At 69.2% G+C, this 24,227-nt stretch carries 21 protein-coding genes and 1 tRNA gene; 19 read left to right on the top strand and 3 right to left on the bottom strand.

Going from position 1 to position 24,227, the window contains the following annotated elements; translation table 11 throughout:
- Positions 1–696, bottom strand: a 696-nt coding sequence (locus ABIE65_RS20470) for a terminase small subunit (protein WP_354080310.1), incomplete at its 3' end; no start/stop codon positions are given.
- Between the two features lie 186 nt (positions 697–882).
- On the opposite strand from ABIE65_RS20470, the gene ABIE65_RS20465 reads away from it, so the two are divergent.
- From ABIE65_RS20465 to ABIE65_RS20450, 4 genes are all read left to right on the top strand, one after another.
- Positions 883–1,863 (top strand): sodium-dependent bicarbonate transport family permease, encoded by a 981-nt coding sequence (locus ABIE65_RS20465; RefSeq protein ID WP_354080309.1) that lies wholly within the window; start codon positions 883–885, stop codon positions 1,861–1,863.
- A 5-nt stretch (positions 1,864–1,868) separates the two neighbouring features.
- Complete coding sequence (locus tag ABIE65_RS20460) at positions 1,869–2,180, top strand: P-II family nitrogen regulator (protein WP_354080308.1); 312 nt, start codon at positions 1,869–1,871, stop codon at positions 2,178–2,180.
- Positions 2,181–2,493: 313 nt separating this feature from the next.
- The gene (locus tag ABIE65_RS20455; protein ID WP_354080307.1) at positions 2,494–3,648 is read left to right on the top strand and encodes an ImmA/IrrE family metallo-endopeptidase; all 1,155 of its coding nucleotides are present in this window, start codon (positions 2,494–2,496) and stop codon (positions 3,646–3,648) included.
- 10 nt (positions 3,649–3,658) lie between these two features.
- Positions 3,659–4,072 (top strand): DUF4411 family protein, encoded by a 414-nt coding sequence (locus ABIE65_RS20450; protein WP_354080306.1) that lies wholly within the window; start codon positions 3,659–3,661, stop codon positions 4,070–4,072.
- Between the two features lie 356 nt (positions 4,073–4,428).
- On the opposite strand, the gene ABIE65_RS20445 is transcribed toward ABIE65_RS20450, so the two are convergent.
- Positions 4,429–4,520: transfer RNA gene (locus tag ABIE65_RS20445), tRNA-Ser, on the bottom strand.
- 457 nt (positions 4,521–4,977) lie between these two features.
- Between ABIE65_RS20445 and rimP the strand changes: the two genes are divergently transcribed.
- From rimP to ABIE65_RS20375, 14 genes are all read left to right on the top strand, one after another.
- A complete protein-coding gene (rimP, locus tag ABIE65_RS20440) occupies positions 4,978–5,481 on the top strand; it encodes a ribosome maturation factor RimP (RefSeq protein WP_354080305.1) in 504 nt (167 codons plus the stop codon).
- Positions 5,482–5,491: 10 nt separating this feature from the next.
- Positions 5,492–7,123: a transcription termination factor NusA gene (gene nusA / locus ABIE65_RS20435; protein WP_502918558.1), complete on the top strand. Its 1,632-nt coding sequence runs from the start codon at positions 5,492–5,494 to the stop codon at positions 7,121–7,123.
- Positions 7,113–7,754, top strand: a complete 642-nt coding sequence (locus ABIE65_RS20430) for an RNA-binding protein (protein ID WP_354080302.1) — start codon at positions 7,113–7,115, stop codon at positions 7,752–7,754. The genes nusA and ABIE65_RS20430 overlap by 11 nt, the downstream gene beginning before the upstream one ends.
- 7 nt (positions 7,755–7,761) lie before the next feature.
- Positions 7,762–10,398 (top strand): translation initiation factor IF-2, encoded by a 2,637-nt coding sequence (infB, locus tag ABIE65_RS20425; protein ID WP_354080301.1) that lies wholly within the window; start codon positions 7,762–7,764, stop codon positions 10,396–10,398.
- A gap of 91 nt (positions 10,399–10,489) precedes the next feature.
- Positions 10,490–10,924 (top strand): 30S ribosome-binding factor RbfA, encoded by a 435-nt coding sequence (gene rbfA / locus ABIE65_RS20420; protein ID WP_354080300.1) that lies wholly within the window; start codon positions 10,490–10,492, stop codon positions 10,922–10,924.
- Positions 10,911–11,843 (top strand): tRNA pseudouridine(55) synthase TruB, encoded by a 933-nt coding sequence (truB, locus tag ABIE65_RS20415; protein WP_354080299.1) that lies wholly within the window; start codon positions 10,911–10,913, stop codon positions 11,841–11,843. Before rbfA ends, truB begins: the two co-directional genes overlap by 14 nt.
- Before the next feature lie 15 nt (positions 11,844–11,858).
- Entirely contained in the window at positions 11,859–12,128 is a 270-nt protein-coding gene (rpsO, locus tag ABIE65_RS20410) for a 30S ribosomal protein S15 (RefSeq protein ID WP_354080298.1), read from the top strand.
- A gap of 223 nt (positions 12,129–12,351) precedes the next feature.
- Positions 12,352–14,520, top strand: a complete 2,169-nt coding sequence (gene pnp, locus ABIE65_RS20405; RefSeq protein WP_354080297.1) for a polyribonucleotide nucleotidyltransferase — start codon at positions 12,352–12,354, stop codon at positions 14,518–14,520.
- Between the two features lie 70 nt (positions 14,521–14,590).
- Entirely contained in the window at positions 14,591–15,319 is a 729-nt protein-coding gene (locus ABIE65_RS20400) for a glycerophosphodiester phosphodiesterase family protein (RefSeq protein WP_354080296.1), read from the top strand.
- Positions 15,320–15,423: 104 nt separating this feature from the next.
- Positions 15,424–16,818, top strand: coding sequence for an NAD(P)H-dependent flavin oxidoreductase (locus tag ABIE65_RS20395; RefSeq protein WP_354080295.1), 1,395 nt, complete (start codon positions 15,424–15,426; stop codon positions 16,816–16,818).
- A 140-nt stretch (positions 16,819–16,958) separates the two neighbouring features.
- On the top strand, positions 16,959–17,375 hold the full coding sequence (irrA, locus tag ABIE65_RS20390; RefSeq protein ID WP_354080294.1) for an iron response transcriptional regulator IrrA: 417 nt from the start codon (positions 16,959–16,961) through the stop codon (positions 17,373–17,375).
- Positions 17,376–17,614: 239 nt separating this feature from the next.
- Positions 17,615–18,031, top strand: a complete 417-nt coding sequence (locus tag ABIE65_RS20385) for a Fur family transcriptional regulator (RefSeq protein WP_354080292.1) — start codon at positions 17,615–17,617, stop codon at positions 18,029–18,031.
- 304 nt (positions 18,032–18,335) lie between these two features.
- On the top strand, positions 18,336–19,502 hold the full coding sequence (locus ABIE65_RS20380; RefSeq protein WP_354080291.1) for an ATP phosphoribosyltransferase regulatory subunit: 1,167 nt from the start codon (positions 18,336–18,338) through the stop codon (positions 19,500–19,502).
- A complete protein-coding gene (locus tag ABIE65_RS20375) occupies positions 19,502–20,791 on the top strand; it encodes an adenylosuccinate synthase (protein ID WP_354080289.1) in 1,290 nt (429 codons plus the stop codon). The genes ABIE65_RS20380 and ABIE65_RS20375 overlap by 1 nt, the downstream gene beginning before the upstream one ends.
- A gap of 18 nt (positions 20,792–20,809) precedes the next feature.
- Here the strand turns inward: ABIE65_RS20375 and ABIE65_RS20370 are convergent, their stop codons facing one another.
- Complete coding sequence (locus ABIE65_RS20370) at positions 20,810–22,729, bottom strand: SLC13 family permease (protein ID WP_354080288.1); 1,920 nt, start codon at positions 22,727–22,729, stop codon at positions 20,810–20,812.
- Positions 22,730–22,963: 234 nt separating this feature from the next.
- Here ABIE65_RS20370 and ABIE65_RS20365 point away from each other — a divergent pair, with 234 nt between their 5' ends.
- The gene (locus ABIE65_RS20365) at positions 22,964–24,166 is read left to right on the top strand and encodes an EAL domain-containing response regulator (protein ID WP_354080287.1); all 1,203 of its coding nucleotides are present in this window, start codon (positions 22,964–22,966) and stop codon (positions 24,164–24,166) included.
- Positions 24,167–24,227: the final 61 nt, after the last annotated feature.

The following is a 24,227-nucleotide window of genomic DNA, read 5'->3' as shown; positions in this document are numbered from 1 at the left end:
GGGGGCGGGGGGGGGCGTGGCGCCGCGCCTCTCTTTCGGCCGGGGGGCGGCCGGGCCCCCCCCCCCGCCCCCAGGGAAAGGTTCCTTTTCCTTCCCTTCCATTCCCTTTTGTTGGTCGGCCCTCATCCGCTCCAGGTCCGTGTAGGGCGTGAACTCGTCCAGCGGCCGGCCCTCGAAACCCTCGTAGACGTGCGGCACGATGATCGGCTCCGGCTTCTCCTCCGGCTCCGGCGCCAGGCCCCGCCGCCATTCGGCGAGCCAGCCATCGGCTTCCGCTGCGGCGTGGCCGGGCCAGCGGGGGTCGATGCCGTCGAGGAGCGGGTCGGAACCGGCGAAGCCGCCGCAGGGGCTCGCCGCATGCTTGTCCGGGATCAGGCCGGTGGCCTTGGCCTCGATCTCGATGCAGCGGACGGCGGTGCGGTAGTCGCCCTTGGCCGTCGCGAGCTTGGCGAGTGCCCGGAGCCGGTCGACCATCTCGGCGATGCCGGTCTGGCGGGCGATCTCGCGGCGGACGCGGAGGTCCTCGACGCGGCGGCGGATGTGCGGGCGGTCGAGCATGACGCTCGCCTGCTTGGCGGCACTGTCGGGGGCGTAGCCGGCCCAGCGTGCGGCGGCGGCACCGCTGGCACCGCGGGCGACGTGGCGGCAGAAGATCTCCTGGCGTTCGGTGAGGGGCGGGGGTGAGGCTTCGGGCATGGCGGTTCTCCCAAGGGGAGGCACCATCATGCGCTTATAGTCCTAGGAATACAAGTTCTCTCTGTGACGGAGGAGAAAGGGCGCTCCGCCCGAGGATGACACCGGAGAGAGGGGGCGGCGTGGCCGGAAGGCTTGACTTGGAGGGTGGACGGGGTATCCGTCGCGGTACCGTAGGATGGGGACAGCATGGACAGCACGTTGTCGTTGGCGATGACGAACCTCGTCTCGCCGATCATCCTGAGCTTCGTCCTCGGGCTTCTCGCCGCCCTGGCGCGGTCGGACCTGAGCTTTCCGGAAGCGATCGCCAAGGGGCTCTCGCTCTATCTGCTGTTCGCGATCGGCTTCAAGGGCGGTGCCAGCGTCGCGGCGCACGGGGCGGACCTGCAGCTCGCCTCGGCCCTGCTCGCGGGGGCGGTGCTCTCGCTCCTGCTGCCCTTCGTCGCCTTCGCCCTGCTGCGCGCGACGACGCGGGTCCCGGTCGTCGATGCGGCCGCCATCGCCGGGCATTACGGGTCGATCTCGATCGTCACCTTCGTGGCGGCGAGTTCGCTCCTCGCCGCGCTCGGGATCGCGGCCGAGGGCTACATGGTCGCGGTGGCGGCGGCGATGGAGGCGCCGGCGATCCTGTCGGCCCTGTGGCTCGCCACCCGGCGCGGCGGCGGCGCGGACCGCATGGGCGGCGACCTGTGGCGCGAGATCCTGCTCAACGGCTCGGTCATCCTGCTGCTCGGCGCCTTCGCGATCGGCCTGATCACGGGCGAGCGGGGCATGGCGACGATCAGCGGCTTCTTCGTCGTGCCGTTCAACGGCGTGCTCTGCCTGTTCCTGCTCGACATGGGGCTGGTGGCGGGGCGCGGCCTGCGCGGCGGCCGCGGCCTGCTGTCGCCGGGACTGCTCGCCTTCGGCCTCGTAATGCCGCTGATCGGCGGCGCCTGCGGTCTCGCCACGGGGCTCCTGCTGGGGCTCTCGACGGGCGGCGTGGTCCTGCTGATGGTGCTCGGCGCGTCGGCGTCCTACATCGCGGTGCCGGCGGCGATGCGGGTGGCGCTGCCCGAGGCCAACCCGGCGCTGTCCCTGACCCTGTCGCTGGGCGTGACGTTCACCTTCAATCTGACGCTGGGCATTCCGCTGTACCTGATGGTGGCCACAGCCGTTACGGGGAGTTGAGCGCGATGGAGATGCACGCGGCGAAGCGCGTCGAGATCATCATCGAGGCGGTGATGGAGCGCCGGCTGACCACGGCGCTGACCGACGCCGGCGTGACCGGCTATACCGTCCTGCCCGTGAGCGGCGGGTCGGGACGTTCGGGCCAGTGGACCCGCGAGGGACAGGTGAGCCGCGCCGGCGGCATGGTCGCCGTCATCTGCCTCGTCCGGCCCGAGCGGCTGGACCCGCTGCTGGAAGCGGCGTTCGCGGTGGTGGAACGCCACATCGGCGTCGTCAGCATCGCCGACGCCCAGGTGCTCCGCGCCGAGCGATTCTGAGGCCGGGCGGGGGGCTGGCGAGCCGCGCCGCCCTCTTCACGTGGTCGGCGGAGGGAGGGAGACTGACGGGGGCCCACGTCGACGGAGGCGTCACATGACCCGAAAGGCGGAACCGCGCGACCCCGCGAAACCCGTCCTGCTGGCGCTTTACCTGGTTTGGCGGACCGCGCCCTGGCAGCCGACGCGCGACCGAGGGGGCGGTGTCGGACCTGCCGGCCCTCGTAGACGCGGCTTCCCCGCTCGTGCATGCGGGCGTGGCGCCATATAGGATGGTCTATCGAGGGCAGAATTCGTAACGCTAACTTGGAAGTCGATGCCGAAGTTGAACCCTCAGATCCTGTTATGGGCGCGCGAAAGCGCGGGCTTGACGATCGAGGACGCCGCTCGTGGGATCGGCCTGAGCGGCGAGAACGCTTCTGCTCGTCTGGCCGAAATGGAGGCTGGAGAGCGCGAGCCGACTCGGCCGCAGCTTCTCAAGATGGCAAACCGATATCGTCGGCCGCTGCTGACTTTCTACCTGCCAGAACCGCCGGCCGCCGGGCCGCGAACGCATGACTTCCGCACCCTCCCCGAGCGTGAGCGGGGTTCGGAGGCATTGCTCCACGCGCTCGTCCGAGACGTGAAGACCCGGCAGGCGCTTGTCCGAAGCTCGTTGGAGGACGCCGAGGAAGGTGATCGACTGCCTTTTGTGGGATCTATCAACCCCGCAGACGGGCCAGAGGCGCTCGCTACAGCAATGCGGCGCACAGTGAGATTTGACCGGGACGCTTATCGGCGCGCTCGAACGATCGACGAGGCCTTCCGGGTTCTTCGCGACGCCGTTGAAGCGGCGGGGGTGTACGTTCTGCTGATGGGAAACCTCGGCCACCACACTTCCAATCTGAGCCCCGGGGTATTCCGCGGCATGGCGATCGCAGACGACGTTGCGCCGTTTATCGTCATCAACGAGACAGACGCACGCTCCGCTTGGCCCTTCACGCTGCTGCACGAACTCGGCCACGTTCTCATCGGCGAGACTGGAATCAGTGGGTACGACAGCGACCAGGCAAGCGAGCGCCTTTGTGATGACGCAGCCGCGCGCCTCCTTCTTGATCGCGACGAACTCTATGCAATCCCACGCCGGCAAGAGCTCGACGCTCTTGTCGAAGATATCGGCGCCTTCGCGAACGCGCGGAAGGTCAGCCGTAAAATGGTTGCCTACAACATGCTCCGCGCCGGCATCGTCCCCGCTGTCCTCTACCGTCGCCTCGCCGATCAGTTCGACGAGGACCGGTTCGAGTTTGCGCGTAGGGCGCCTGGTAAAGGAGCGCCCGACTATTTTGTCGTTCGCCGCCACCGTGTAGGACAAGGGCTGATTCGTCTGGTCGACCGGATGATGGCGGAAGGCGTCCTCACGACCACCAAGGCAAGTAAGGTCCTCGGCGTGAAGGCGACTGCGGTCGGTCGCATGACCGAGCGCGCGGCGTAGAGGCGGCGGGTTGCTCTACCTCCTCGACGCAGACACCCTGATCACAGGCGACCGCAAAGCCTATCCCTTGCGGCGCTTTCCGGTGTTCTGGGATTGGCTCCGATACCAGGGCGAACACGGCAATGTTAAGATTCCATTGGAGCAATGGGAGGAAGTCACCTCGGGCCGTGGCGAGATCGTTGACTGGCTTCGTACTGAAGAGTGCCGCGCGGCGTTGATTCTCGTCGAGGAGCCAGACCCCGCCATGATCGCAGACACGATGCGGAATGGTTACGGCGAACTCGACGAAAACGGCGTGGAGCTTGTCGGCCGCGACCCCTTCTTGATCGCCTATGCTCGCAGCCAGATCGGCGGAAGAACTGTGGTCACGTTCGAAGTTTCCAAGCCGGCCAAGCGCGGGGCGAATCGTAGATGTCTGTCGTGACTTTGGGGTGCCATGCTGCACTCTGTTTGACATGATCGAAGCATTAGACTTTACGACCGACTGGCGCGGATGATCGATCGAGTTCTGGAAATATCGCGAATTGAAATCTATGATCCGAGAGAGGTTCGGATAAAATTACTTTTTAATATCGCTAGCTATGAGGGCCTCCGTCGCATGATAAGCGGATCAATCTAAGATCATTTTTCTGACTTTGCGCACAATCGCGCAAACGGCAAAGCGCCGAATATTGTAGGACGAGGCATCGAGCGTAGCCCCTGCTATGAGCGGGCGGCTTTAGCCGATACATGCGCGACCAACTCGTGGGCTGTTGCAGCACTGAAAGACAACCGGCGCATTGGCGGAGGGGGAGGGATTCGAACCCTCGAAGGGTGTCACCACCCTTAACGGTTTTCGAGACCGCCCCATTCAACCACTCTGGCACCCCTCCGCAGGCAGCGCACTCGTCGACAGGCAGGTCGGCGGCGTTTCGGCCGCGGCGCATGCAAATAGGGGAATGCGGCGGCGGACGCAACAGGCTCCTGCGCGGGGGGCGTGTGTGCCCGGCGCGGGACGGGGGTGGTGCGGCGGTGCGGTGGGCCCCGGATCTTCGCTTCGCTCCGTCCGGGGACGCAGAAGGGGGGCTTCGCTCCATCCGGGGAAGCAGAAGGGGGGCTTCGCTCCGTCCGGGGAAGCAGATAAGGGGGGCGGGAATGGGGCGGTCTTGGCCTTCGCCCTTGCGGGTGGGGCGGCATGAGCATATTTTGGCTGTGCTGGTCGTCGCGTCATGCGAGCGGTCGGCACCTCGGAACACAGTCGGTGTGATGGGGGTGGGCCCCGGCCCACCTTTTTTTGTTTGTAGCGACCAGATCGGGGCGGACGACACGCGTCCATGCGGCTAATCGGCCATGACTGAAATCGCGCGCACAACGGCGCTGATCGAACCGGTGATCCGGACCATGGGGTACGACGTCGTCAGGGTGACGATGCTCGGCAAATCCAGGCCGACCCTGCAGATCATGATCGAGCCGACGGAGGGGCGTGCCCTCACCGTCGACGACTGTGCGTCGGTCAGCCGCGCCGTCTCCGAACTGCTCGACGAACACGACCCGATCGGCGGGGCCTACCTGCTGGAGGTCTCGTCGCCGGGCATCGACCGACCGCTGACCCGGCCGGGCGACTATGAGCGCTTCGCCGGCTTCGAGGCGCGGATCGACCTGGAGAGGCCGCTGGAGAGCGGCCGCAAGCGCCTGCAGGGCCGCATCGCTGGAGTCGAGCGGGGGACCGAGGGCGAGATCGTGCGGATGGCCGTGGGTGCCGAAGAGGTCCGCGTGCCGTTCGGGGACATCCGGCGCGCCAAGCTGGTCCTGACGGACGAACTGCTGGCGGCCGCCGAGAAAGGACAACACTGACATGCTGCAAATGCTCGGACCGGAGCTGATCCAAGTCGCCGACGCGGTCGCCCGCGAAAAGGGCATCGACCGCGACGAAGTGCTGGAAGCCATGGAGCAGGCCATCCAGAAGGCCGGCCGGTCGAAATACGGCCACGAGCACGACATCCGGGCCGAGATCAACCGGCGCACCGGCGAGGTCCACCTCGCCCGCTTCCGCGAGGTCGTCGAGAACGCCGAGGCCGTGGAGAACGAGACGACGCAGCTGCCGCTGGCCGCCGCGCGCCGCTTCAAGCCCGACGCGCAGACCGGCGAGTTCCTGGTCGACGAACTGCCGCCGATCGACTTCGGCCGGATCGCCGCCCAGACCGCCAAGCAGGTCATCGTCCAGAAGGTCCGCGACGCCGAGCGCCTGCGCCAGTATCGCGAGTACAAGGACCGCGTCGGCGAGATCGTCAACGGCCTGGTCAAGCGCCACGAGTTCGGCAACGTCATCGTCGACCTGGGCCGCGCCGAGGCGGTGCTGCGCAAGGACGAGATGCTGCCGCGCGAGCATTATCGCCGCAACGACCGCGTCCGCGCCGTGATCTTCGACGTGCGCGAGGAGGCCCGCGGCCCGCAGATCTTCCTGACGCGCGCCCAGCCGACCTTCCTGGCCAAGCTGTTCGCCCAGGAGGTGCCGGAGATCTACGACGGCATCATCGAGATCAAGGCCGCCGCGCGCGACCCGGGCAGCCGCTCGAAGATCGCGGTCATCAGCCGCGATTCGGGCATCGATCCGGTCGGCGCCTGCGTCGGCATGCGCGGCAGCCGCGTCCAGGCCGTCGTCGCCGAGCTGCAGGGCGAGAAGATCGACATCATCCCCTGGTCCGAGGACCCGGCGACCTTCGTCGTCAACGCGCTCGCCCCGGCGGAAGTCGCCAAGGTCGTCATCGACGAGGACGACCACCGCATCGACGTGGTGGTGCCGGACGACCAGCTGAGCCTCGCCATCGGCCGCCGCGGCCAGAACGTGCGCCTCGCGACGCAGCTCACCGGCTGGTCGATCGACATCATGACCGAGGCCGAAGAGTCCGAGCGGCGCCAGGAAGAGATGCGCCTGCGGTCGCAGAGCTTCATCGAAGCGCTGGACGTGGACGAGGTCATCGCCCATCTGCTGGTAGCGGAGGGCTTCTCCTCGGTCGAGGAGATCGCCTACGTGCCGGCCGAGGAACTGCTGTCGATCGAGGGTTTCGACGACGACCTGGCCGAGGAACTGCGGCGCCGGGCGCAGGAGGCGCTCAATCGCGAGGCGGAGCGTCTGGCCACGCGCCGGGCGGAACTCGGCATCGCCGACGACCTCGCCGACTTCGAGGGCCTGACGCCGGTCATGGTGGTGGCGCTGGGAGAGAGCGGTGTGACGACGCTGGACGACCTGGCCGACCTGTCGGCGTCCGAGCTGCGCTACATCGTCAGCCCGGGTGCCGAGGTGAAGAGCCTGGACGCCATCGCGGAACTGGACGAGGAGCGCCTGGAGAAGGTGCTGGCGTCGAGCCCGCTGGACGCCGACGAGGCGAACGAGATGATCATGCGCGCCCGCGCGCACTGGTTCACGGACGAAGAAGCCGCCGAAGACGGTACGGGCGAACAGGCGAGCGAGGACAAAGCAGCGAGTGCAGACTGACGCGGCGATCGAGACGCCGGCCACGCGTGGGCCGGAGACCGAGCCGGACGATCGCAAGGCGACCGTCAGGCGCTGCGTCGTCACGCGTGCGGTCCGCCCCAAGGCGGAACTGCTGCGCTTCGTGATCGGGCCCGACGGAACGGTCGTGCCCGACCTCGCCGGTACGCTGCCGGGTCGCGGCGTATGGGTGTCGGCGCGCCGCGAGGCGCTGGAGAAGGCCTGCAAGGCGAACATGTTCGCCCGGTCGGCCAAGGTCGCGGCCCGCGTGCCGGAGGATTTGACGCTCCGCGTCGAGTCCATGCTGGCGCGCAGGTGCATCGAACTGCTAGGTCTCGCGCGTCGCGCGGGGCAGGCGGTCAGCGGCTACGAGAAGGTGCGGGACTGGATCGCCAGGGACCGCGCCGGGTTGTTGATCGAGGCCGCCGACGGGTCGGCCGACGGACGCGGCAAGGTGACCGGCGCCGCACGCGCGACGCCGGTGCTCTGCTGTCTGACGGCCGAGGAACTCGGTGCCGCTTTCGGCCGCGACAGGGCCGTGCATGTCGCATTGGCGGCAGGCGGGTTCGCACGGCGGCTGCACGACGAGATGCGCCGTCTCGCCGGTTTCCGGCGGGATAGCGAGGGGAAGTAGAGGGATCATGACGGACACGACCGAGCGCGAACCGACGAAGCTTAGCCTCCGGCCGGGCAAGCTCGAGCTGAAGAAGACGGTCGAGACGGGCAAGGTCCGGCAGAGCTTCAGCCATGGGCGCTCGAAGACCGTGACCGTCGAGGTGAAGCGCAAGCGCACCTTCTCGCCCGACCCGACCGGCAAGAGTGCCGGCGGCGACGCCGGCCTGGCCGCCGACCGGATGGTGCGCGGCCTCAGCGAGCAGGAGCGCCAGGCCCGCCAGCGCGCCCTCCAGGCCCGCCAGCGCGAGGAGGCACTGGCCCCGCCGCGGCCGCCCGCGGCCGAGCCCGAGCCGGTCGAGACGGCCGCCGCGCCCGTGCCGCCGCCGGCACCCGAGCCCGAGCCGGAGCCCGAGCGCATCCTGACGCCGGAAGAGCTGGCGCAGCTGCAGGCCGAGCGCGAGCTCCAGGCGCTGCGTGACGCCGAGGCCGAGGAAGCGCGCAAGGCGGAAGCGGAAGCCCTGCGCCGCGACGCCGAGATCTCGCGCATCGAGGCCGAGGAAGCCGCCCGCAAGGCGGAAGAGGACAAGCGCAAGGCCGAGGAGACCGCACGTCGCCCCGCCACCGAGCGGGTCGCCGCAGCGCGTGCCGAGCGCACCGGCGCCGTCGCCCCGGCCGCGGAGGAAGAGTCCGAGGCATCGCGCAGCCGCCGCAAGCTGGAGGCGCGCAAGCCCGTGCCGACGCCGAAGCGGACCTCCGAGCCGCGCCGCCGGTCCGGCAAGCTGACGATCACCCAGGCGCTCGGCGCCGAAGAGGGCCAGGAGCGGGTCCGCAGTCTCGCCTCGGTGCGGCGTGCCCGTGAGCGGGAACGCCAGCGGATGCGCGAATCCGGCGGCCAGCCGCAGAAGATCTATCGCGACGTCGTCGTGCCCGAGACCATCACGGTCCAGGAACTGGCGAACCGCATGGCCGAGCGCGGCGTCGACGTCGTCCGGTCGCTGATGAAGATGGGCGTCATGGCGTCCATCAGCTCGGTGATCGACGCGGACACGGCCGAGCTGGTCGTGACCGAATTCGGCCATCGCATCCGCCGCGTCGCGGCCGCAGACGTGGAGATCGGACTGACGGGCGTCGAAGACGAGGATACGGACATGCAGCCGCGTCCCCCGGTCGTGACGATCATGGGACACGTCGACCACGGCAAGACGTCGCTGCTGGACGCCCTGCGCCAGACCGACGTGGCGGCGCGCGAGGCGGGCGGCATCACGCAGCATATCGGCGCCTATCAGGTCGAGCTGCCGTCGGGCGACAAGATCAGCTTCCTCGACACGCCGGGCCACGAGGCCTTCTCGGCGATGCGGGCACGCGGTGCCAAGGTCACCGACATCGTCGTGCTGGTGGTCGCCGCGGACGACAGCGTGCAGCCGCAGACGATCGAGGCGATCAACCACGCCAAGGCGGCCGGCGTGCCGATCATCGTGGCCATCAACAAGGTGGACAAGCAGGGCGTCGACCCGAACCGGGTGAAGACCGACCTGCTGCAGCACAGCCTCGTCGCCGAGGACATGGGCGGCGACATCCAGATGATCCCGGTCTCCGCGATCCAGAAGATCGGGCTGGACACGCTGCTGGAGGCGATCCTGCTCCAGGCGGAACTGCTCGAGCTGAAGGCCAACCCCGATCGTCCGGCGGACGGTGCGGTGGTCGAGGCGCAGCTCGACCGTGGCCGCGGCACGGTCGCGACCGTCCTGGTCATGCGCGGCACGCTGAACGTCGGCGACATCGTCGTCGCCGGCGCCGAGTGGGGCCGCGTGCGCGCCCTGATCGACGAGCACGGCAAGCAGGTGAAGAGCGCCGGCCCGTCGGTGCCGGTCGAGATCCTCGGCCTGACGGGCACGCCGCTCGCCGGCGACGAGTTCGTCGTCGTCGACAGCGAGGCCCGGGCGCGCGAGATCACCGAGTTCCGCCAGACGAAGGAGCGCGACAAGCGTACGGCGGCGACGCCGCGCGGCACGCTGGAGCAGCTGTTCACGCGGATGCGCGACGGCGAGGCCCAGGAAGTCCCGATCGTCATCAAGTCGGACGTGCAGGGCTCGCAGGAGGCGATCGTCGCCGCCCTGGAGAAGCTCGGCACCGACGAGGTGCGGGTGCGCGTGCTGCACGCCGGCGTCGGCGGCATCAACGAGTCGGACGTGACGCTGGCCGGTGCATCCTCGGCCTTCATCATCGGCTTCAACGTCCGCGCCAACAAGCAGGCGCGCGAAGTCGCCCAGCGCGACGGCATCGACATCCGCTACTATTCGATCATCTACGAGCTGATCGACGACATGCGGGCGGCGATGTCCGGGCTGCTCGCCCCGGCGCTGCGCGAGAACATCATCGGCCACGCCGAGATCCGCGAGGTGTTCGACGTCACGAAGATCGGCAAGGTCGCCGGTTGCCGCGTCGTCGACGGCATCGTCAAGCGCGGTGCGGGCGTCCGCCTGCTGCGCGACGACCGTGTCATCCACGAGGGCAAGCTGGCCACCCTGCGGCGCTTCAAGGACGACGTCCGCGAGGTTCGCGAGGGCTTCGAGTGCGGCATGTCCTTCGAGAACTACCAGGACATCCAGCAGAACGACGTCATCGAGTGCTTCGAGACGATCGAGGTCGCGCGGACGATCTGATCCGGTTCGCGCCGGTGCCGCCCGCCGCGTGCGGGCGGCACCGGCGCTTTCCGTTGCAGACCACCGTGCGAGAGATTTGAGAAGACAAGAGATGAAATCGCGACATCGCGACCATGCTCCGGCCGACAGCCGGAGCCAGAGGCAGTTGCGCATGGGCGAGGAACTGCGCCACGCGCTGGCGGAAATCCTGGCCCGCGGCGACGCCCACGACCCCGACCTGCGCGACGCCGCCATCACCGTGACGCAGGTGCGCGTCAGCCCCGACCTGCGCAACGCGACAGCCTTCGTGACGCCGCTGGGCGGCGAGAACATGGACCAGACCATCGCGGCCCTGAAGCGGGCGCGTGGCTTCTTCCGCGCGCAGATCGCCAAGACGGTCGAGGCGCGCTTCGTGCCCGAACTGCGCTTCGAGCCCGACACCTCGTTCGAGGAGGCGGAGCGCGTCGAGGCGCTGATCCGCGATGCGCGCGAGCGTGATCGCGCCATCGGCGGCGGCGATGCGGGAGGCGACGATGGGTCGGCGTAGGCGCGCCAAGGGCCCGTCGATATCGGGCTGGATCATCGTCGACAAGCCGAGCGGCATCACCTCGACCACGGTCTGCAACCGCGTCAGGCGGCTGGCGGACGACGCGAAGACAGGGCACGGCGGCACGCTCGATCCGCTGGCGACCGGCGTGCTGCCGCTGGCATTGGGCGACGCGACCAAGACCGTGTCCTATGCGATGGACGGCGAGAAGGCCTATCGCTTCCGGCTGCGCTGGGGCGAGGCGCGCGACACCGACGACGCCGAGGGCGAGATCATCGCGACGAGCGACGTCCGGCCGACCGCGGCGCAGATCGAGGCGGCGCTGCCGCAGTTCATCGGCACCATCCAGCAGGTCCCGCCGATCTACTCCGCCATCAAGGTCGAGGGCCAGCGGTCCTACAATCTGGCGCGCGAGCAGCGCGCGGTGGAACTGCAGGCGCGCCCCATCGAGATCCACGACTTCCGGCTGATCGAAATGGTCGACGACGACCATGCCGACTTCGACGTCGCCTGCGGCAAGGGCGCCTATATGCGCAGCCTCGCGCGCGACCTGGCGCAGGCCGTCGGCACCGTCGGACACATCGCCGCCCTGCGCCGTACGCGCGTCGGGCCCTTCACGGAAGCCGGCGCGATCCCGCTGGCGTCCCTCGAGGCACTCGGGCATATTGCGCCCGATTGCGAGCACCTTCTTCCGGTTGAGACCGCGCTGGCCGACATCCCGGCGCTGGCCGTCTCCGGAAGCGAAGCGGCCAGTCTGCGCCAGGGGCAGTCTGTGCCGCTTTTCCGTACCACGGACCTCGGCCGAATCGGCGATCTCGCCGACGGCGCCACGGTGCGGGCGACCAGCGACGGCATCACCGTCGCGCTCGCCCGCTTCGAGGGCGGCCGGGTCCAGCCGGTGCGGGTCATCAACCCCTAGGAAAAGGAGCACCCGATGTCGATTACGGCCGAGCGCAAGCAGGAACTCATCAAGGAATACGGTGCCAAGGAAGGCGACACCGGTTCGCCAGAGGTACAGGTGGCGATCCTCTCGGAGCGCATCCGCAACCTGACCGAGCACCTTCAGACGCACAAGAAGGACGTTCACTCCCGTCGTGGCCTGCTGATGATGGTCGGCCAGCGGCGCAGCCTGCTGGACTATGTCCGGCGCTCCCACCAGAAGCGCTACGAGGACCTGATCCAGCGACTGGGCCTGCGGCGGTAGGCAGAAGGCAGGGGATCCCGCGGGCGGCGCTCCGCCCGGCTCGGCCGCGCGCGGCCGAGAACCGCGGGATCCATACCGTCGTGTCCGAGGAGGGCACCGGTGAGGGCGGGGCAGCAGGGTGCGTCGGGCCGACGCACCGGCGGCAATGGGGCCGCCGTGGGTCGCGAAGCGATCCGGAGCCCGACTTACAGGTGAAGCGGAACCGTCCGTTCCGACCGCGGCCATGGAAGTGACAGTGCCGCCGGTTCCGCCCGAAAGGACACGATCTACGATGTTCAACATCACACGCAAGGAAATCGAGTGGGGCGGGCGCAAGCTCGTTCTCGAAACGGGGCGCATCGCGCGCCAGGCGGACGCGGCCGTGCTCGCGACCTACGGCGAAACGATCGTGCTCTGCACGGCGACCGCCGCGAAGACCCAGCGCCCCGGCATCGATTTCTTCCCGCTCACGGTCAACTACCAGGAGAAGACCTTCGCTGCGGGCAGGATCCCCGGCGGCTTCTTCAAGCGCGAGGCGCGCCCCTCCGAGAAGGAGACGCTGACGTCGCGCCTGATCGATCGGCCGATCCGTCCGCTGTTCGCCAAGGGCTTCCGCAACGAGACGCAGGTCGTCTGCACGGTCCTGAGCCACGACCTCGAGAACGACCCCGACATCGTCGCGCTGGTCGGCACCTCGGCGGCGCTGACGCTGTCCGGCATTCCGTTCCTCGGCCCGATCGGCGGCGCCCGCGTCGGCCGCATCGACGGCGAACTGGTGCTCAACCCGGTTCTCGACGACATGCCGCGCACCACCCTCGACCTGGTGGTTGCGGGCACGGCCGACGGCGTGCTGATGGTCGAGTCCGAGGCGCAGGAACTCTCGGAAGACCAGATGCTCGAAGCCGTGATGTTCGGCCACCGCGGCTTCAAGCCGGTGCTGAACATGATCATCGACATGGCCGAGGAATGCGCGAAGGACCCGTGGGACCTTCCGACCGAGGCCGTCGGCATCGACGAACTGAAGAAGCGCCTGCGCGACGTCGCCGGCAAGAAGCTGCAGAAGGCCTACAGCCTGCAGGTGAAGCAGGACCGCCAGACGGCGCTCGCCGCCGCCAAGGACGAGGCGGTCGCCGCCTTCGCCGACGATCCGAACGCCGCCGCTCAGGTCTCCGGCCTGTTCAAGGGCCTGGAGCGCGACATCGTCCGCGGCCAGATCCTCGACACCGGCAAGCGCATCGACGGTCGCGACACCAAGACGGTCCGGCCGATCGTCGCCGAGGTCGGCGTCCTGCCGCGTGCGCACGGCAGCGCCCTCTTCACCCGCGGCGAGACCCAGGCGCTGGTCGTGGCGACGCTGGGCACCGGCGACGACGAGCAGCTGATGGACACGCTCGCCGGCAGCTACCGCGAGCACTTCCTGCTGCACTACAACTTCCCTCCCTATTCTACCGGCGAGGCCGGCCGCATGGGCTCCCCGGGCCGGCGTGAGATCGGCCACGGCAAGCTCGCATGGCGGGCCGTGCATCCGCTGATGCCGGAGAAGGAGAAGTTCCCCTACACCGTCCGCGTCGTCTCGGAGATCACCGAGTCGAACGGTTCGTCGTCGATGGCGAGCGTCTGCGGCGCGTCGCTGGCGCTGATGGATGCCGGCGTGCCGACGAAGGCACCGGTGGCCGGCATCGCGATGGGCCTGATCAAGGAAGGCGACCGCTTCGCCGTCCTGTCGGACATCCTGGGCGACGAGGACCATCTCGGCGACATGGACTTCAAGGTCGCCGGTACGGCCGACGGCATCACCGCGCTGCAGATGGACATCAAGATCACCTCGATCACCGAGGAGATCATGAAGGTCGCGCTCGACCAGGCGAAGGGTGGGCGCATGCACATCCTCGGCGAGATGGCGAAGGCGCTGGAGGGCGCCCGGACCGAGGTCAGCTCGAACGCGCCGCGCATCACGACGATCACGATCCCGCGCGAGAAGATCCGTGAGGTCATCGGGTCGGGCGGCAAGGTGATCCGCGAGATCGTCGAGCAGACCGGCGCCAAGATCGACATCGAGGACGACGGCACGATCAAGATCGCGGCGATCGAGGAGTCCGCCTCGAAGAAGGCGATCGACTGGATCCGCGGGATCGTGGCGGAGCCGGAAGTCGGCGTGATCTACACGGGCAAGGTCGTGAAGATCATGGACTTCGGCGCCTTCGTGAACTTCCTCGGAAGCCGCGACGGCCTCGTCCACATCAGCGAGCTGGCACCCGAGCGGGTGAAGGCGGTCGGCGACATCGTCAATGTCGGCGACATGGTGAAGGTGAAGGTCCTCGGCGTCGACGATCGCGGCAAGGTGAAGCTGTCGATGAAGGCGGTGGACCAGAAGACCGGCGACGATCTGCAGGACGCGCAGCCCGCCGGCTGAACCCAGGTGAACGGCGGGGCGGCCGGCACGATGCCGGCCGCCCCGTACCTCTAACCGGTCCAGGGGTGGAATGATCTCGTTTCCGCTGATTGTGGGACATCGGGGCGCGGCGCTGCTGGCCCCCGAGAACACGCTCGCCGCATTTCGCGCGGGTGCGGCCGCGGGCGCCGCCTGGGTTGAACTCGACGTCCGCCTCGCCGCCGACGGGCTGGTGGTTTTCCACGACGCCACGCTGGACAGGACGACCGGACGTCCCGGCGCCGTTCGCGCGATGACCGTCGAGACGCTGAGCGCCATCGCGGTGGCGGGACCCGGCGTTCCGGCCGCCGGTACAGCCAACATCCCCTCCCTGGAGGAGGCGCTCCGCGAGATCCGCGCGCTCGGCATCGGCGTGAACGTCGAACTGAAGTCCGACGACGAGGAACCCGCGGCACTGGTCGAGCAGGTCGTGCGCGCCGTCGATTCGGCATGGCCGGCGGGGGCGGGGCCGCTCGTCTATTCGAGCTTTTCACGCGAGACGGTGTGGGCGCTGCGCGAGGCAGCACCGGACCGGCCGCGTGGCCTGATCGCGAGCCGGCTGCCGGCGGACTGGCGGACGGTGGCGAAGGACCTGGACTGCGTCTCGCTGCATCTCGGCTGGCGCCACCTCGCCGAAGAGCAGGTCGCCCAGGTGCGCGAGGCGGGCTATGCGGTCGCGGTCTGGACGGTCAACGAACGACCGGTCGCGGAGCGGCTGAGGCGTTGGGGCGCCGACAGCATCATCACGGACGACCCCGGCCTGATGGCGGGCCTCGATTAAGCCCGGGTGGTGGTCGTTTTCCGCCCGCGTACTTATATCCCCCTACTGTTTGCGGGTGGACCGTCCATCGGCGAATCAAAGAGACCGGGGAAGCGACGACTGGAATGCAGTTGAAGACACTGAGAATCTCGGGCCGGGACGTGTTGCCTCTCATCGAGGGCGGCAAGGGAATCTCGGTATCGAACGGCGAGAGCTCCGGGGCCTGGGCCGAAGCCGGCGGCGTCGGAACCTTCTCCGGCGTGAACGCCGACTCGTTCGACGACAACGGCGTGCTGATCCCGCAGCTCTATTTCGGGCGGACCCGCCGCGAGCGTCACGAGGAGTTGATCGCGCACGCGATCCGCGGCGCCATCCACCAGGCGCGCGTCGCCTGGGAGCGCTCCAACGGCCAGGGCCGCATGCACATGAACGTGCTGTGGGAAATGGGCGGCGCGGAGCGCATCCTGCACGGCGTCCTGCAGGGCGCGCAGGGGTTGGTGCACGGCGTCACCTGCGGTGCCGGCATGCCCTACAAGGTGGCCGAAATCGCCGCCAGCTACGGCGTCTACTACTATCCGATCGTGTCGTCGGCGCGCGCCTTCCGGGCATTGTGGAAGCGCGCCTACAGCAAGCATGCCGAGTGGCTGGGCGGTGTCGTCTACGAGGATCCGTGGCTCGCCGGCGGGCACAACGGCCTGTCGAACAGCGAGGATCCGGCGCGGCCGGAGGATCCCTATCCGCGAGTGCGCGAACTGCGCGCCGTCATGCGCGAGGCGGGTCTCAACGAGACGCCGATCGTCATGGCCGGCGGCGTCTGGTGGCTGTCCGAGTGGGCCGACTGGATCGACAATCCGGAACTGGGCCCGATCGCCTTCCAGTTTGGCACGCGACCGCTGCTGACCCAGGAGAGCCCGATCCACGAGGAGTGGAAGCGGCGCCTCCTGACGCTCAACGAGGGCGACGTCTTCCTCAACCGCTTCAGCCCCACCGGCTTCTATTCGTCGGCGGTGCACAACGAGTTCCTGGAGGAGCTTCGCCAGCGGTCGGAGCGGCAGGTTCCGTTCTCGCCGGAGCGGATCGGCGAGCACGACACGGCGCTGCCGCTCGGCCCGCGCGGGCGCCCCGTCTTCGTCACGGCCGAAGACTGCGAGCGCGCGCACCGGTGGATCGCGGAAGGCTTCACCGAGACGCTGAAGACGCCGGATTCGACACTGGTGTTCGTCGGCCCGGAGAAGCGCAACGAGATCCTCGAGGACCAGATCAACTGCATGGGCTGCCTGTCGACCTGCCAGTTCAGCAACTGGGCACAGAACGAGGCGGGCACGACGGGCCGCCGCGCCGATCCGCGGTCCTACTGCATCCAGAAGACGCTGCAGTCGATCGTCCACGGCGCGGACGTGGAGCATCAGCTGATGTTCGCGGGGCACAACGCCTTCCGGTTCGGCAGCGATCCCTACTATCGCAACGGGTTCGTGCCGACGGTGCGGCAGCTGGTCGAGCGGATCGCGAGCGGCCAGTAGCGGGACGGCTATCGGGCGAGCGGCGGCATGGCAACGGTGGTGCATGAGGTCTATAGTCATGCCCGACGGCCCTCCCGCCGCCGTCGAACCATGACAGTCCGTGGCTGAAACGCATGTCCCGCCCCGATAGCACGACCAGGATGAACGACGCGGCCGCCCGGCTGCGCGCGGTCGGTCTGCGGCCGACGAAGCAGCGGATCGCGCTCGCCGACCTGCTCTTCGGCGGCGGCGACAGGCATTTCACCGCCGAGCAGCTGCACGCCGACGCACTGGCGGCGCGCAAGCGCGTGTCGCTGGCGACCGTCTACAATACGCTGCATCAGTTCGTCGGCGCGGGCCTGCTGCGCGAGATCAGCGTGGCGCAGGGCCGGTCCTGGTTCGACACGAACACCGGCACGCATCATCACTTCTATCACGTCGACCACGGCGAACTGCGCGACATCCCCGGCGGCGGCGTCACGGTGGCGTCGCTCCCGTCGGCGCCGGAGGGGACGCAGATCGAGCGGATCGACGTGGTGGTGCGCATCCGGAACGCGCCGCGGCAGGCTGCGGATTAGAAGCATTCTATTCTGTTGACACGCATCCGCCCCGGTTCCATAAGCGTCGGTAGAGGCCGGAACGGGGATCCGCCCGAGAAGACCGGTCCCTGCTGTCCGACCGTGCGCCGGAAGCCGGTCGGCGTCCAGCATCGTCCGCCGAGGCCTCTGTCGACCCGAAGTCCGCTCCCGCGACCCGCGTCGCGCCGGCCTTCGGAACGTGACAACGCGAATGCGACTCTCCGAGGGAGCGCTTACCAATGCCTGCGATTTTGAGCGAACTCGAACGGCGCTGCGTCGATGCCGGCGTAAAGATGACCGCCCAGCGGCGGGTCATCCTCCAGGTGCTCGAGGCGGCGGACGATCACCCCTCGGTCGACGAGGTGTACCGCCGCGCGAAGGACCTGGACTCCTCGATCAGCATCGCGACGGTCTATCGGACGTTGAGTCTGTTCGACGAGATGAATATCGTGCAGCGGCACGACTTCAACGAGACGTTCGCCCGCTTCGAGGTGAACACGGCGCATCACCATCATCTGATCGACGTGGCCTCGGGCGAGGTCGTGGAGTTCCAGAACGAACCACTCGAGATTCTGAAGGCGAAGATCGCGGACGAGCTGGGTTACGAACTCGTCGATCATCGGTTGGAGCTATATGGTCGAAAAAAGAAGTCCTGATCAGCGCGACGATCCCGCGTGCGGAACGGACGAGCTGCTGGGGGACTGCCGGTGCCGACCGGCGGTCCGCCGCGCCTTTTCCGGCATGATGACGTCTGGTGCCGGTGAGCGCACCGCGATGGACGTCGCATGCCGGGTCTATCGCTACCACCATCCGGAAGTGCCGCCGATCCAGGCGCGCGATATCGTCCAGGTGTGGGTCTACCAGGGCGCCTTCCACTGAGCGCATCGCGCGCCTGAGCCCTTCGAGATTGCGGTTGCGGGACCATGGGCGGCGCGGTTAGTTAGCCGCCGAGGAGACCGCATGAACGATTCCCCCGAGACGGCCAGTCTGGCGCTGTTGCCCGCCGGCCTGCGCGACGTGCTTCCCGCCGACGCCGCCTTCGAGAGCGACGTCGGGCGCCAACTGCTGGCGATCTTCGCCCGGCACGGCTACGAGCAGGTCGCGCCGCCGCTGGTCGAGTTCGAGGACTCGTTCCTGAGCGGCCCCGGTGCGGCCATGGCGCGCGACAGCTTCCGGCTGATGGACCCGGTGTCGCAGCGGATGATGGTCGTCCGCTCCGACATCACGCCGCAAGTCGCGCGGATCGCGACGACGCGGCTGGCCGGCGCGCCGCGGCCGCTCCGCCTCGCCTATCTGGGACAGGTCCTGCTCGCGCGCGGGCGCCAGTTGCGGCCGCAGCGCCAGTTCCGCCAGGCCGGCATCGAGCTGATCGGCTCGACCGCGCCCGAGGCCGACGCCGAGGCGATCGTGCTGGCGGTCACCGCCCTGTCGGCGCTCGGCCTGCGCGACATCACCGTCGACCTGAACGTGCCGACGCTGATCCCCAGCCTGTGTGCCGACCTGGGCTATGCCGGCGGCGCGCTGACCCGTCTGAAGGCGGCGCTCGACCGCAAGGACGCGGCGGCGGTGGCGCGGCTGGCGGAGAAGGGCAGGGAGACCCTGCTGGCGCTGCTCGACGCGGCGGCACCGGCCGAGGAGGCGCTGGCGCGTCTCGAACACATCGCGCTGCCGGCGGACGCCGCGGCGGCGCGCGCCGAGCTGGCGGCGATCGTGCCCTGCATCCGGGCGGAGCTGCCCGACCTGACGCTGACGGTCGACGCGGTGGAGCATCGCGGATTCGAGTATCACAGCGGTACGAGCTATACGATCTTCGGGCGCGGCCTGCGCGGCGAGCTCGGCCGCGGCGGACGGTACATGGCCGGCCACGGGTCGGACGGAGAGCCGGCGGTCGGCATGACGCTGTTCATGGACGCCGTGCAGCGCGCGGTCCGGCAGCCGCCGGCGCCGCCGCGCGTGTTCCTCGCCTACGGGACGCCGCCGGAGGAGCGGCGCCGTCTGCAGGCGGACGGCTGGATCACGGTGGCGGGCCTCGAGCCCGCCGACGACACGCGCGCCGAGGCGCAGAGAATGGCATGCACGCACGCGCTGATCGACGGCGTGGTGGAGCAGTTGGAGGATCGCGGCTGATGGGCAACGTTTCGGTCGTCGGCGCCCAGTGGGGCGACGAGGGCAAGGGCAAGATCGTCGACTGGCTGTCGGAACGCGCCGACGTCGTCGTGCGCTACCAGGGCGGCCACAATGCGGGGCACACGCTGCAGGTCGGCAACCAGACCTACAAGCTGAGCCTGCTGCCCTCGGGACTGGTGCGCGGCAAGCTGTCGATCATCGGCAACGGTGTCGTGGTCGACCCCTGGGCGCTGCTGGCCGAGATCGAGCGCGTCGCCGCACAGGGCGTGAAGGTGACGCCGGAGAATCTGCGCCTCGCCGAGAACGCCGTGCTGATCCTGCCCTTCTACGGGCAGCTCGACCGCGCCCGCGAGGAGGCGCGCGGCGAGGCCAAGATCGGCACGACCGGCCGCGGCATCGGAATCGCCTACGAGGACAAGGTAGCGCGCCGCGCGATCAGGGTGTGCGACCTGGCCGATCCGGCGGTGCTGGAGCAGAAGGTGCGCGACCTGCTGCTGCACCACAACGCCTTCTTCCGCGGCATGGGCCAGCCGGAGATCGCGCTGGACGACGTGCTGCCGCCGCTGACCGAGGTCGCGCCGAAGGTGGCGCCGTTCGTCGACCGGGTATGGGAGCGGCTCGACGAGGCACGGCGCGCCCGCCGGCGCATCCTGTTCGAGGGCGCCCAGGGTGCGATGCTCGACATCGACCACGGTACCTATCCCTACGTCACCTCGTCCAACACGGTCGCCGGCGCGGTCGGCCCGGGGTCGGGCATCGGGCCGGGGTCGGTGGGCTACGTGCTGGGCATCACCAAGGCCTACACGACGCGGGTCGGCTCCGGGCCGTTCCCGAGCGAGCAGCTGAACGACATCGGCAAGCTGCTCGGCGAGCGCGGCCGCGAGTTCGGCGTCGTCACCGGCCGGGCGCGGCGCTGCGGCTGGCTCGACGCCGTGCTCGTGCGCCAGGCGGTGAAGGTCGGCGGCATCCACGGCATGGCCCTGACCAAGCTCGACGTGCTCGACGGCCTGCCCGAGATCAAGGTCTGCGTCGCCTACGAGCACGAGGGCAAGCGGCTCGACCATTTCCCGGCGTCGCAGCGCGTCCAGGCGGAGCTGACGCCCGTCTACGAAACCATGGAAGGCTGGAGCGACAGCACGCGCGGCGCGCGCAGCTGGGCCGAGCTGCCGGCGACCGCGGTCAAGTATGTGCGGCGCGTCGAGGAGCTGGTCGGCGCGCCGGTGGCGCTGCTGTCGACCAGCCCCGAGCGCGACGACACGATCCTGGTGCGCGACCCGTTCGAGGACTGAGGCGGCGCTGCGCCTCGCTCAGAGCGGCCAGAAGAGCAGGATCGCGGGCACGCCGACCGCGACGACCAGAAGTTCCACCGGCAGGCCCAGGCGCCAGTAGTCGCCGAAGCGGAAGCCGCCGGGCCCCAGGATCAGCGTGTTGTTCTGGTGGCCGATCGGCGTGAGGAAGGCGCAGGAGGCGCCGACGGCGACGGCCATCAGGAAGGCGTCGCCGTCGACCTGCAGCCGTGCCGCGGTGCCGATGGCGATCGGGCACATGACGGCGGCGGTCGCCGCGTTGTTCATGAAATCCGACAGCGTCATGGTCACCACCAAGATGAGGGTCAGGGCGATCACCGCATGGCCCTGCGCCACCCCCTCGATGAGGATCCGGGCGACGAGGTCGGCCGCGCCGCTGGTCTCCATGGCCGCGGCGACGGGGATCAGCGCGCCGAGCAGCACGATCACCGGCCAGTCGACGGCGTCGTAGACGCCGCTCGGCGGCACGACCCGCAGCACCATCGCGGCGAGGACGCCGAACGCGAAGGAGATCGCCGCCGGCAGGAGCCCGAAGGCCGCACCCGCGACCGCGAAGACCATGATCCCCGCCGCAATGGCCGCCTGCCGCCTGTCGGGCAGCCGCAGGGCGCGTCCGGCGAGGGGCACGCAGCCGAACTGGCTGGAGAAGGCGGACAGGCTCTCCGGCGGCCCCTGCATGAGCAGCACGTCGCCGTGGCGCAGCGGCGTCGTGCGCAGCCGCGTCACCGACCGCTGGCCCTGCCGCGAGATGGCGAGGAGGTTGACGCCGTAGCGGCTGCGCAGGCCGATGTCGCGCGCCGAGCGGCCGGCCAGGTCGGAACTGGGCAGCACGACCAGCTCACCGAGGACGACCTCGTCGGAGGCCGGCGAAGGTTCCTCGTCCGCCGCGGCGTCCTCTTCCTCCGCCGCGGCGGCGCTCGACGGAGGCCGATCCGCAACCGGGGCGGCGGCCGGGTCATCGGGAGTGTCGGCGGCCTTCCCCTTCTCCTCCGCTTCCGCTTCCGCTTCTTCCTCCTCCTCTTCCTCCTTGCGGACGGCCTCCTCCAGCCGCACGCCGAGGTCGGAGAGGACTGAGGCGAGGGCACGGGGTTCCGCTTCGATCAGCAGGATGTCGCCGGCGCGGATCTCGCGCTGCGGGTGCGGGGCGGAGATCCGGACCTCGTTGCGGATCAGGCCGACGATCTGCGCCTCGCCCTGCTCCAGCAGCGCCTCGACGGCGTGCAGCCGCATGCCTGCGGTCTTGCTGTCCTCCGGCACCCGGACCTCGGTGAGGTACGAGCCCGTCTCGAACGTCTCCGTGTCCGTCCGCGCGCGGACCGGCACCAGCCGCCAGCCGACCAGGACGACGAAGACGACGCCAGCGAGCGCGACCGCCGCCCCGACCGGCGTGAAGTCGAACATGCCGAAGCTGCCCTCGCCGGAGCCCGCCCGGAAGCCGGAAACGATGAGGTTCGGCGGCGTGCCGATCAGGGTGGTCATCCCGCCGAGAATCGACCCGAAGGCGACCGGCATCAGGATGCGGCCGGGCGGTATCCCTTCGCGAGTCGCGACCTGGATGGCGACGGGCATGAGCAGCGCGAGCGCGCCGACATTGTTCATGAAGGCGGACAGCACGGCCGCGAGGATCGTGAGCGCCCCGATCATGACGGTCGGGCCACCGGACCGCGGGAGCAGGGTGCCCGTCAGTATGTCGACCGCGCCCGACGTCTGCAGGCCGTGGCTCAGGATCAGCACGCACGCCACGGTGACCACGGCCGGGTGGGCGAATCCTGCGAACGCTTCGGGCGCCGGCACCAGTCCGGCGACGACGCAGGCCAGGAGCGCCGCGATCGCGACCATGTCGTGGCGCCAGCGGCCCCAGACGAACAGTCCCATGGTCGCGGTCAGGATCGCGAGGATCGCGGCTTGATCGTTGGTCATTCGGAGAGCGGTCCGGAAGGCGGTGAGGCAGGGTCCAACGTCGCGGCAGGCGGCGCGGGGGTCAACCGTCGCACGATGCTACGCCGCCGGAACGTCTTCGGCGTTGCCACGTTGAGGATGATCGGGGGAGTCGCGCAAAGCGGCGGTCACTCTGCAGAAGGAGCGGGAGACGGTATCCGGAGACGGTCGGCCGGCAGGTAGCCGGGACTCGTCTCTGCATGGTGCGAGGCCTCGATGTACGCGAACCGTCTGGTCGTGATCCTGGAAGACGACCCCGGCATCATCGCCGTGGCACGACGGGTGTGCGATGCGGCCGCCATACCGGCACTGAGCTTTTCGACCGTGGCCGAGTTCCTCGCGGGGCCGCTCGTCCCGGACAGCGCCGTGATCCTGCTGGACCTGGGCCTGGGCGACGGCAACGGGATCGACATCCTGCGGGCCTTGGCTGCCCGTCGCTGCGGCGCCGTGATCTACCTGATGAGCGGCCAGGACGACCGGCTGCTCGGCACGGTCCAGAAGCTCGGACAATCCTATGGGCTGGACGTGCGCGGCATTCTGCAGAAGCCTTTCTCCCTTGCGGACCTCCAGGCGGCGATCGAGGCGAAGCCCGCCGGGACGAATGCGGCCGTCGCCGGCGCGACGGTCGTCGAGGAACTCCACCGCGCCATCATCAGCGGCGAGTTCTGCCTCCACTACCAGCCGAAGATCGCGGTGGCGACGGGCGCCATCGTCGGCTGCGAGGCGCTGCTCCGCTGGGAGAAGCCGGGTGTCGGCCTCGTGCAGCCGGGGGAGTTCCTGCCGATCGCCGAGGAGGCCGGCCTGATGAACGCCATCACGCGATGGGTCCTGCGCGAGGCCGTGGCACAGGCAGCGCACTGGCGGGCGGAAGGACTGCAGTTCGGCGTCGCCGTCAACATGCCGGCCGACATGCTGAACGAGATGCACCTGCCCGGACTGATCGACGGCCTGCTGCGAACCTACGAGTTGCCGGGTCGGCTGCTGACGCTCGAGGTCACCGAAGCGGCCGCGATGAAGAATCTGCTGACGGCGGTGGACGTGCTCGCCCGGGTGCGTCTCCTGGGCGTAACGCTGTCGATCGACGACTTCGGTACGGGCCACGCGTCGATCGTCAAGCTGCGGCAACTGCCGTTCAACGAGATGAAGATCGACCGGTCCTTCGTGCGCGACATCGATCGCGATGCGGATGCGCGGGTGCTGGTCGGGGCGATGATAACCATGGGGCACAGCTTCGGCATGACGACGGTGGCCGAGGGTGTCGAGCACGCCCACGATCTGGGCCGCCTCGAAAGCCTGGGCTGCGTCGCGGCCCAGGGCTTCCACTTCAGCCGGCCGTTGCCCCCGGCCGACTTCCTGTCGTGGACAGCGCGCCACGGCGCCGGCGATGGCGAAGCGCTGCGACCGCACGCCGTGGTATGATCGGCGGCCGTCGCTCGCGAGTCGCCGGGGCGAGGCGCGAGAGAGGCGGTACCTCTCGGTG

The organism is Constrictibacter sp. MBR-5 (assembly GCF_040549485.1).
Taxonomy (GTDB): Bacteria; Pseudomonadota; Alphaproteobacteria; order JAJUGE01; family JAJUGE01; genus Constrictibacter.
The sequence above is the reverse complement of the archived record's forward strand: the minus strand, read 5'-3'. Positions and strand labels throughout refer to the sequence as shown.

What these genes read in the sequence shown, in the direction of transcription:
- ABIE65_RS20395 (WP_354080295.1), top strand. Translation starts at nt 15,424, where the DNA reads ATGCAGTTGAAGACACTGAGAATCTCGGGCCGGGACGTGTTGCCTCTC.
- ABIE65_RS20385 (WP_354080292.1), top strand. Translation starts at nt 17,615, where the DNA reads ATGCCTGCGATTTTGAGCGAACTCGAACGGCGCTGCGTCGATGCCGGC.
- infB (WP_354080301.1), top strand. Translation starts at nt 7,762, where the DNA reads ATGACGGACACGACCGAGCGCGAACCGACGAAGCTTAGCCTCCGGCCG.
- rpsO (WP_354080298.1), top strand. Translation starts at nt 11,859, where the DNA reads ATGTCGATTACGGCCGAGCGCAAGCAGGAACTCATCAAGGAATACGGT.
- ABIE65_RS20465 (WP_354080309.1), top strand. Translation starts at nt 883, where the DNA reads ATGGACAGCACGTTGTCGTTGGCGATGACGAACCTCGTCTCGCCGATC.
- ABIE65_RS20455 (WP_354080307.1), top strand. Translation starts at nt 2,494, where the DNA reads ATGCCGAAGTTGAACCCTCAGATCCTGTTATGGGCGCGCGAAAGCGCG.
- irrA (WP_354080294.1), top strand. Translation starts at nt 16,959, where the DNA reads ATGAACGACGCGGCCGCCCGGCTGCGCGCGGTCGGTCTGCGGCCGACG.
- rbfA (WP_354080300.1), top strand. Translation starts at nt 10,490, where the DNA reads ATGAAATCGCGACATCGCGACCATGCTCCGGCCGACAGCCGGAGCCAG.
- pnp (WP_354080297.1), top strand. Translation starts at nt 12,352, where the DNA reads ATGGAAGTGACAGTGCCGCCGGTTCCGCCCGAAAGGACACGATCTACG.
- rimP (WP_354080305.1), top strand. Translation starts at nt 4,978, where the DNA reads ATGACTGAAATCGCGCGCACAACGGCGCTGATCGAACCGGTGATCCGG.
- ABIE65_RS20380 (WP_354080291.1), top strand. Translation starts at nt 18,336, where the DNA reads ATGAACGATTCCCCCGAGACGGCCAGTCTGGCGCTGTTGCCCGCCGGC.
- ABIE65_RS20375 (WP_354080289.1), top strand. Translation starts at nt 19,502, where the DNA reads ATGGGCAACGTTTCGGTCGTCGGCGCCCAGTGGGGCGACGAGGGCAAG.
- truB (WP_354080299.1), top strand. Translation starts at nt 10,911, where the DNA reads ATGGGTCGGCGTAGGCGCGCCAAGGGCCCGTCGATATCGGGCTGGATC.
- ABIE65_RS20460 (WP_354080308.1), top strand. Translation starts at nt 1,869, where the DNA reads ATGGAGATGCACGCGGCGAAGCGCGTCGAGATCATCATCGAGGCGGTG.
- ABIE65_RS20370 (WP_354080288.1), bottom strand. Translation starts at nt 22,729, where the DNA reads ATGACCAACGATCAAGCCGCGATCCTCGCGATCCTGACCGCGACCATG.
- nusA (WP_502918558.1), top strand. Translation starts at nt 5,492, where the DNA reads ATGCTCGGACCGGAGCTGATCCAAGTCGCCGACGCGGTCGCCCGCGAA.
- ABIE65_RS20365 (WP_354080287.1), top strand. Translation starts at nt 22,964, where the DNA reads ATGTACGCGAACCGTCTGGTCGTGATCCTGGAAGACGACCCCGGCATC.
- ABIE65_RS20400 (WP_354080296.1), top strand. Translation starts at nt 14,591, where the DNA reads ATGATCTCGTTTCCGCTGATTGTGGGACATCGGGGCGCGGCGCTGCTG.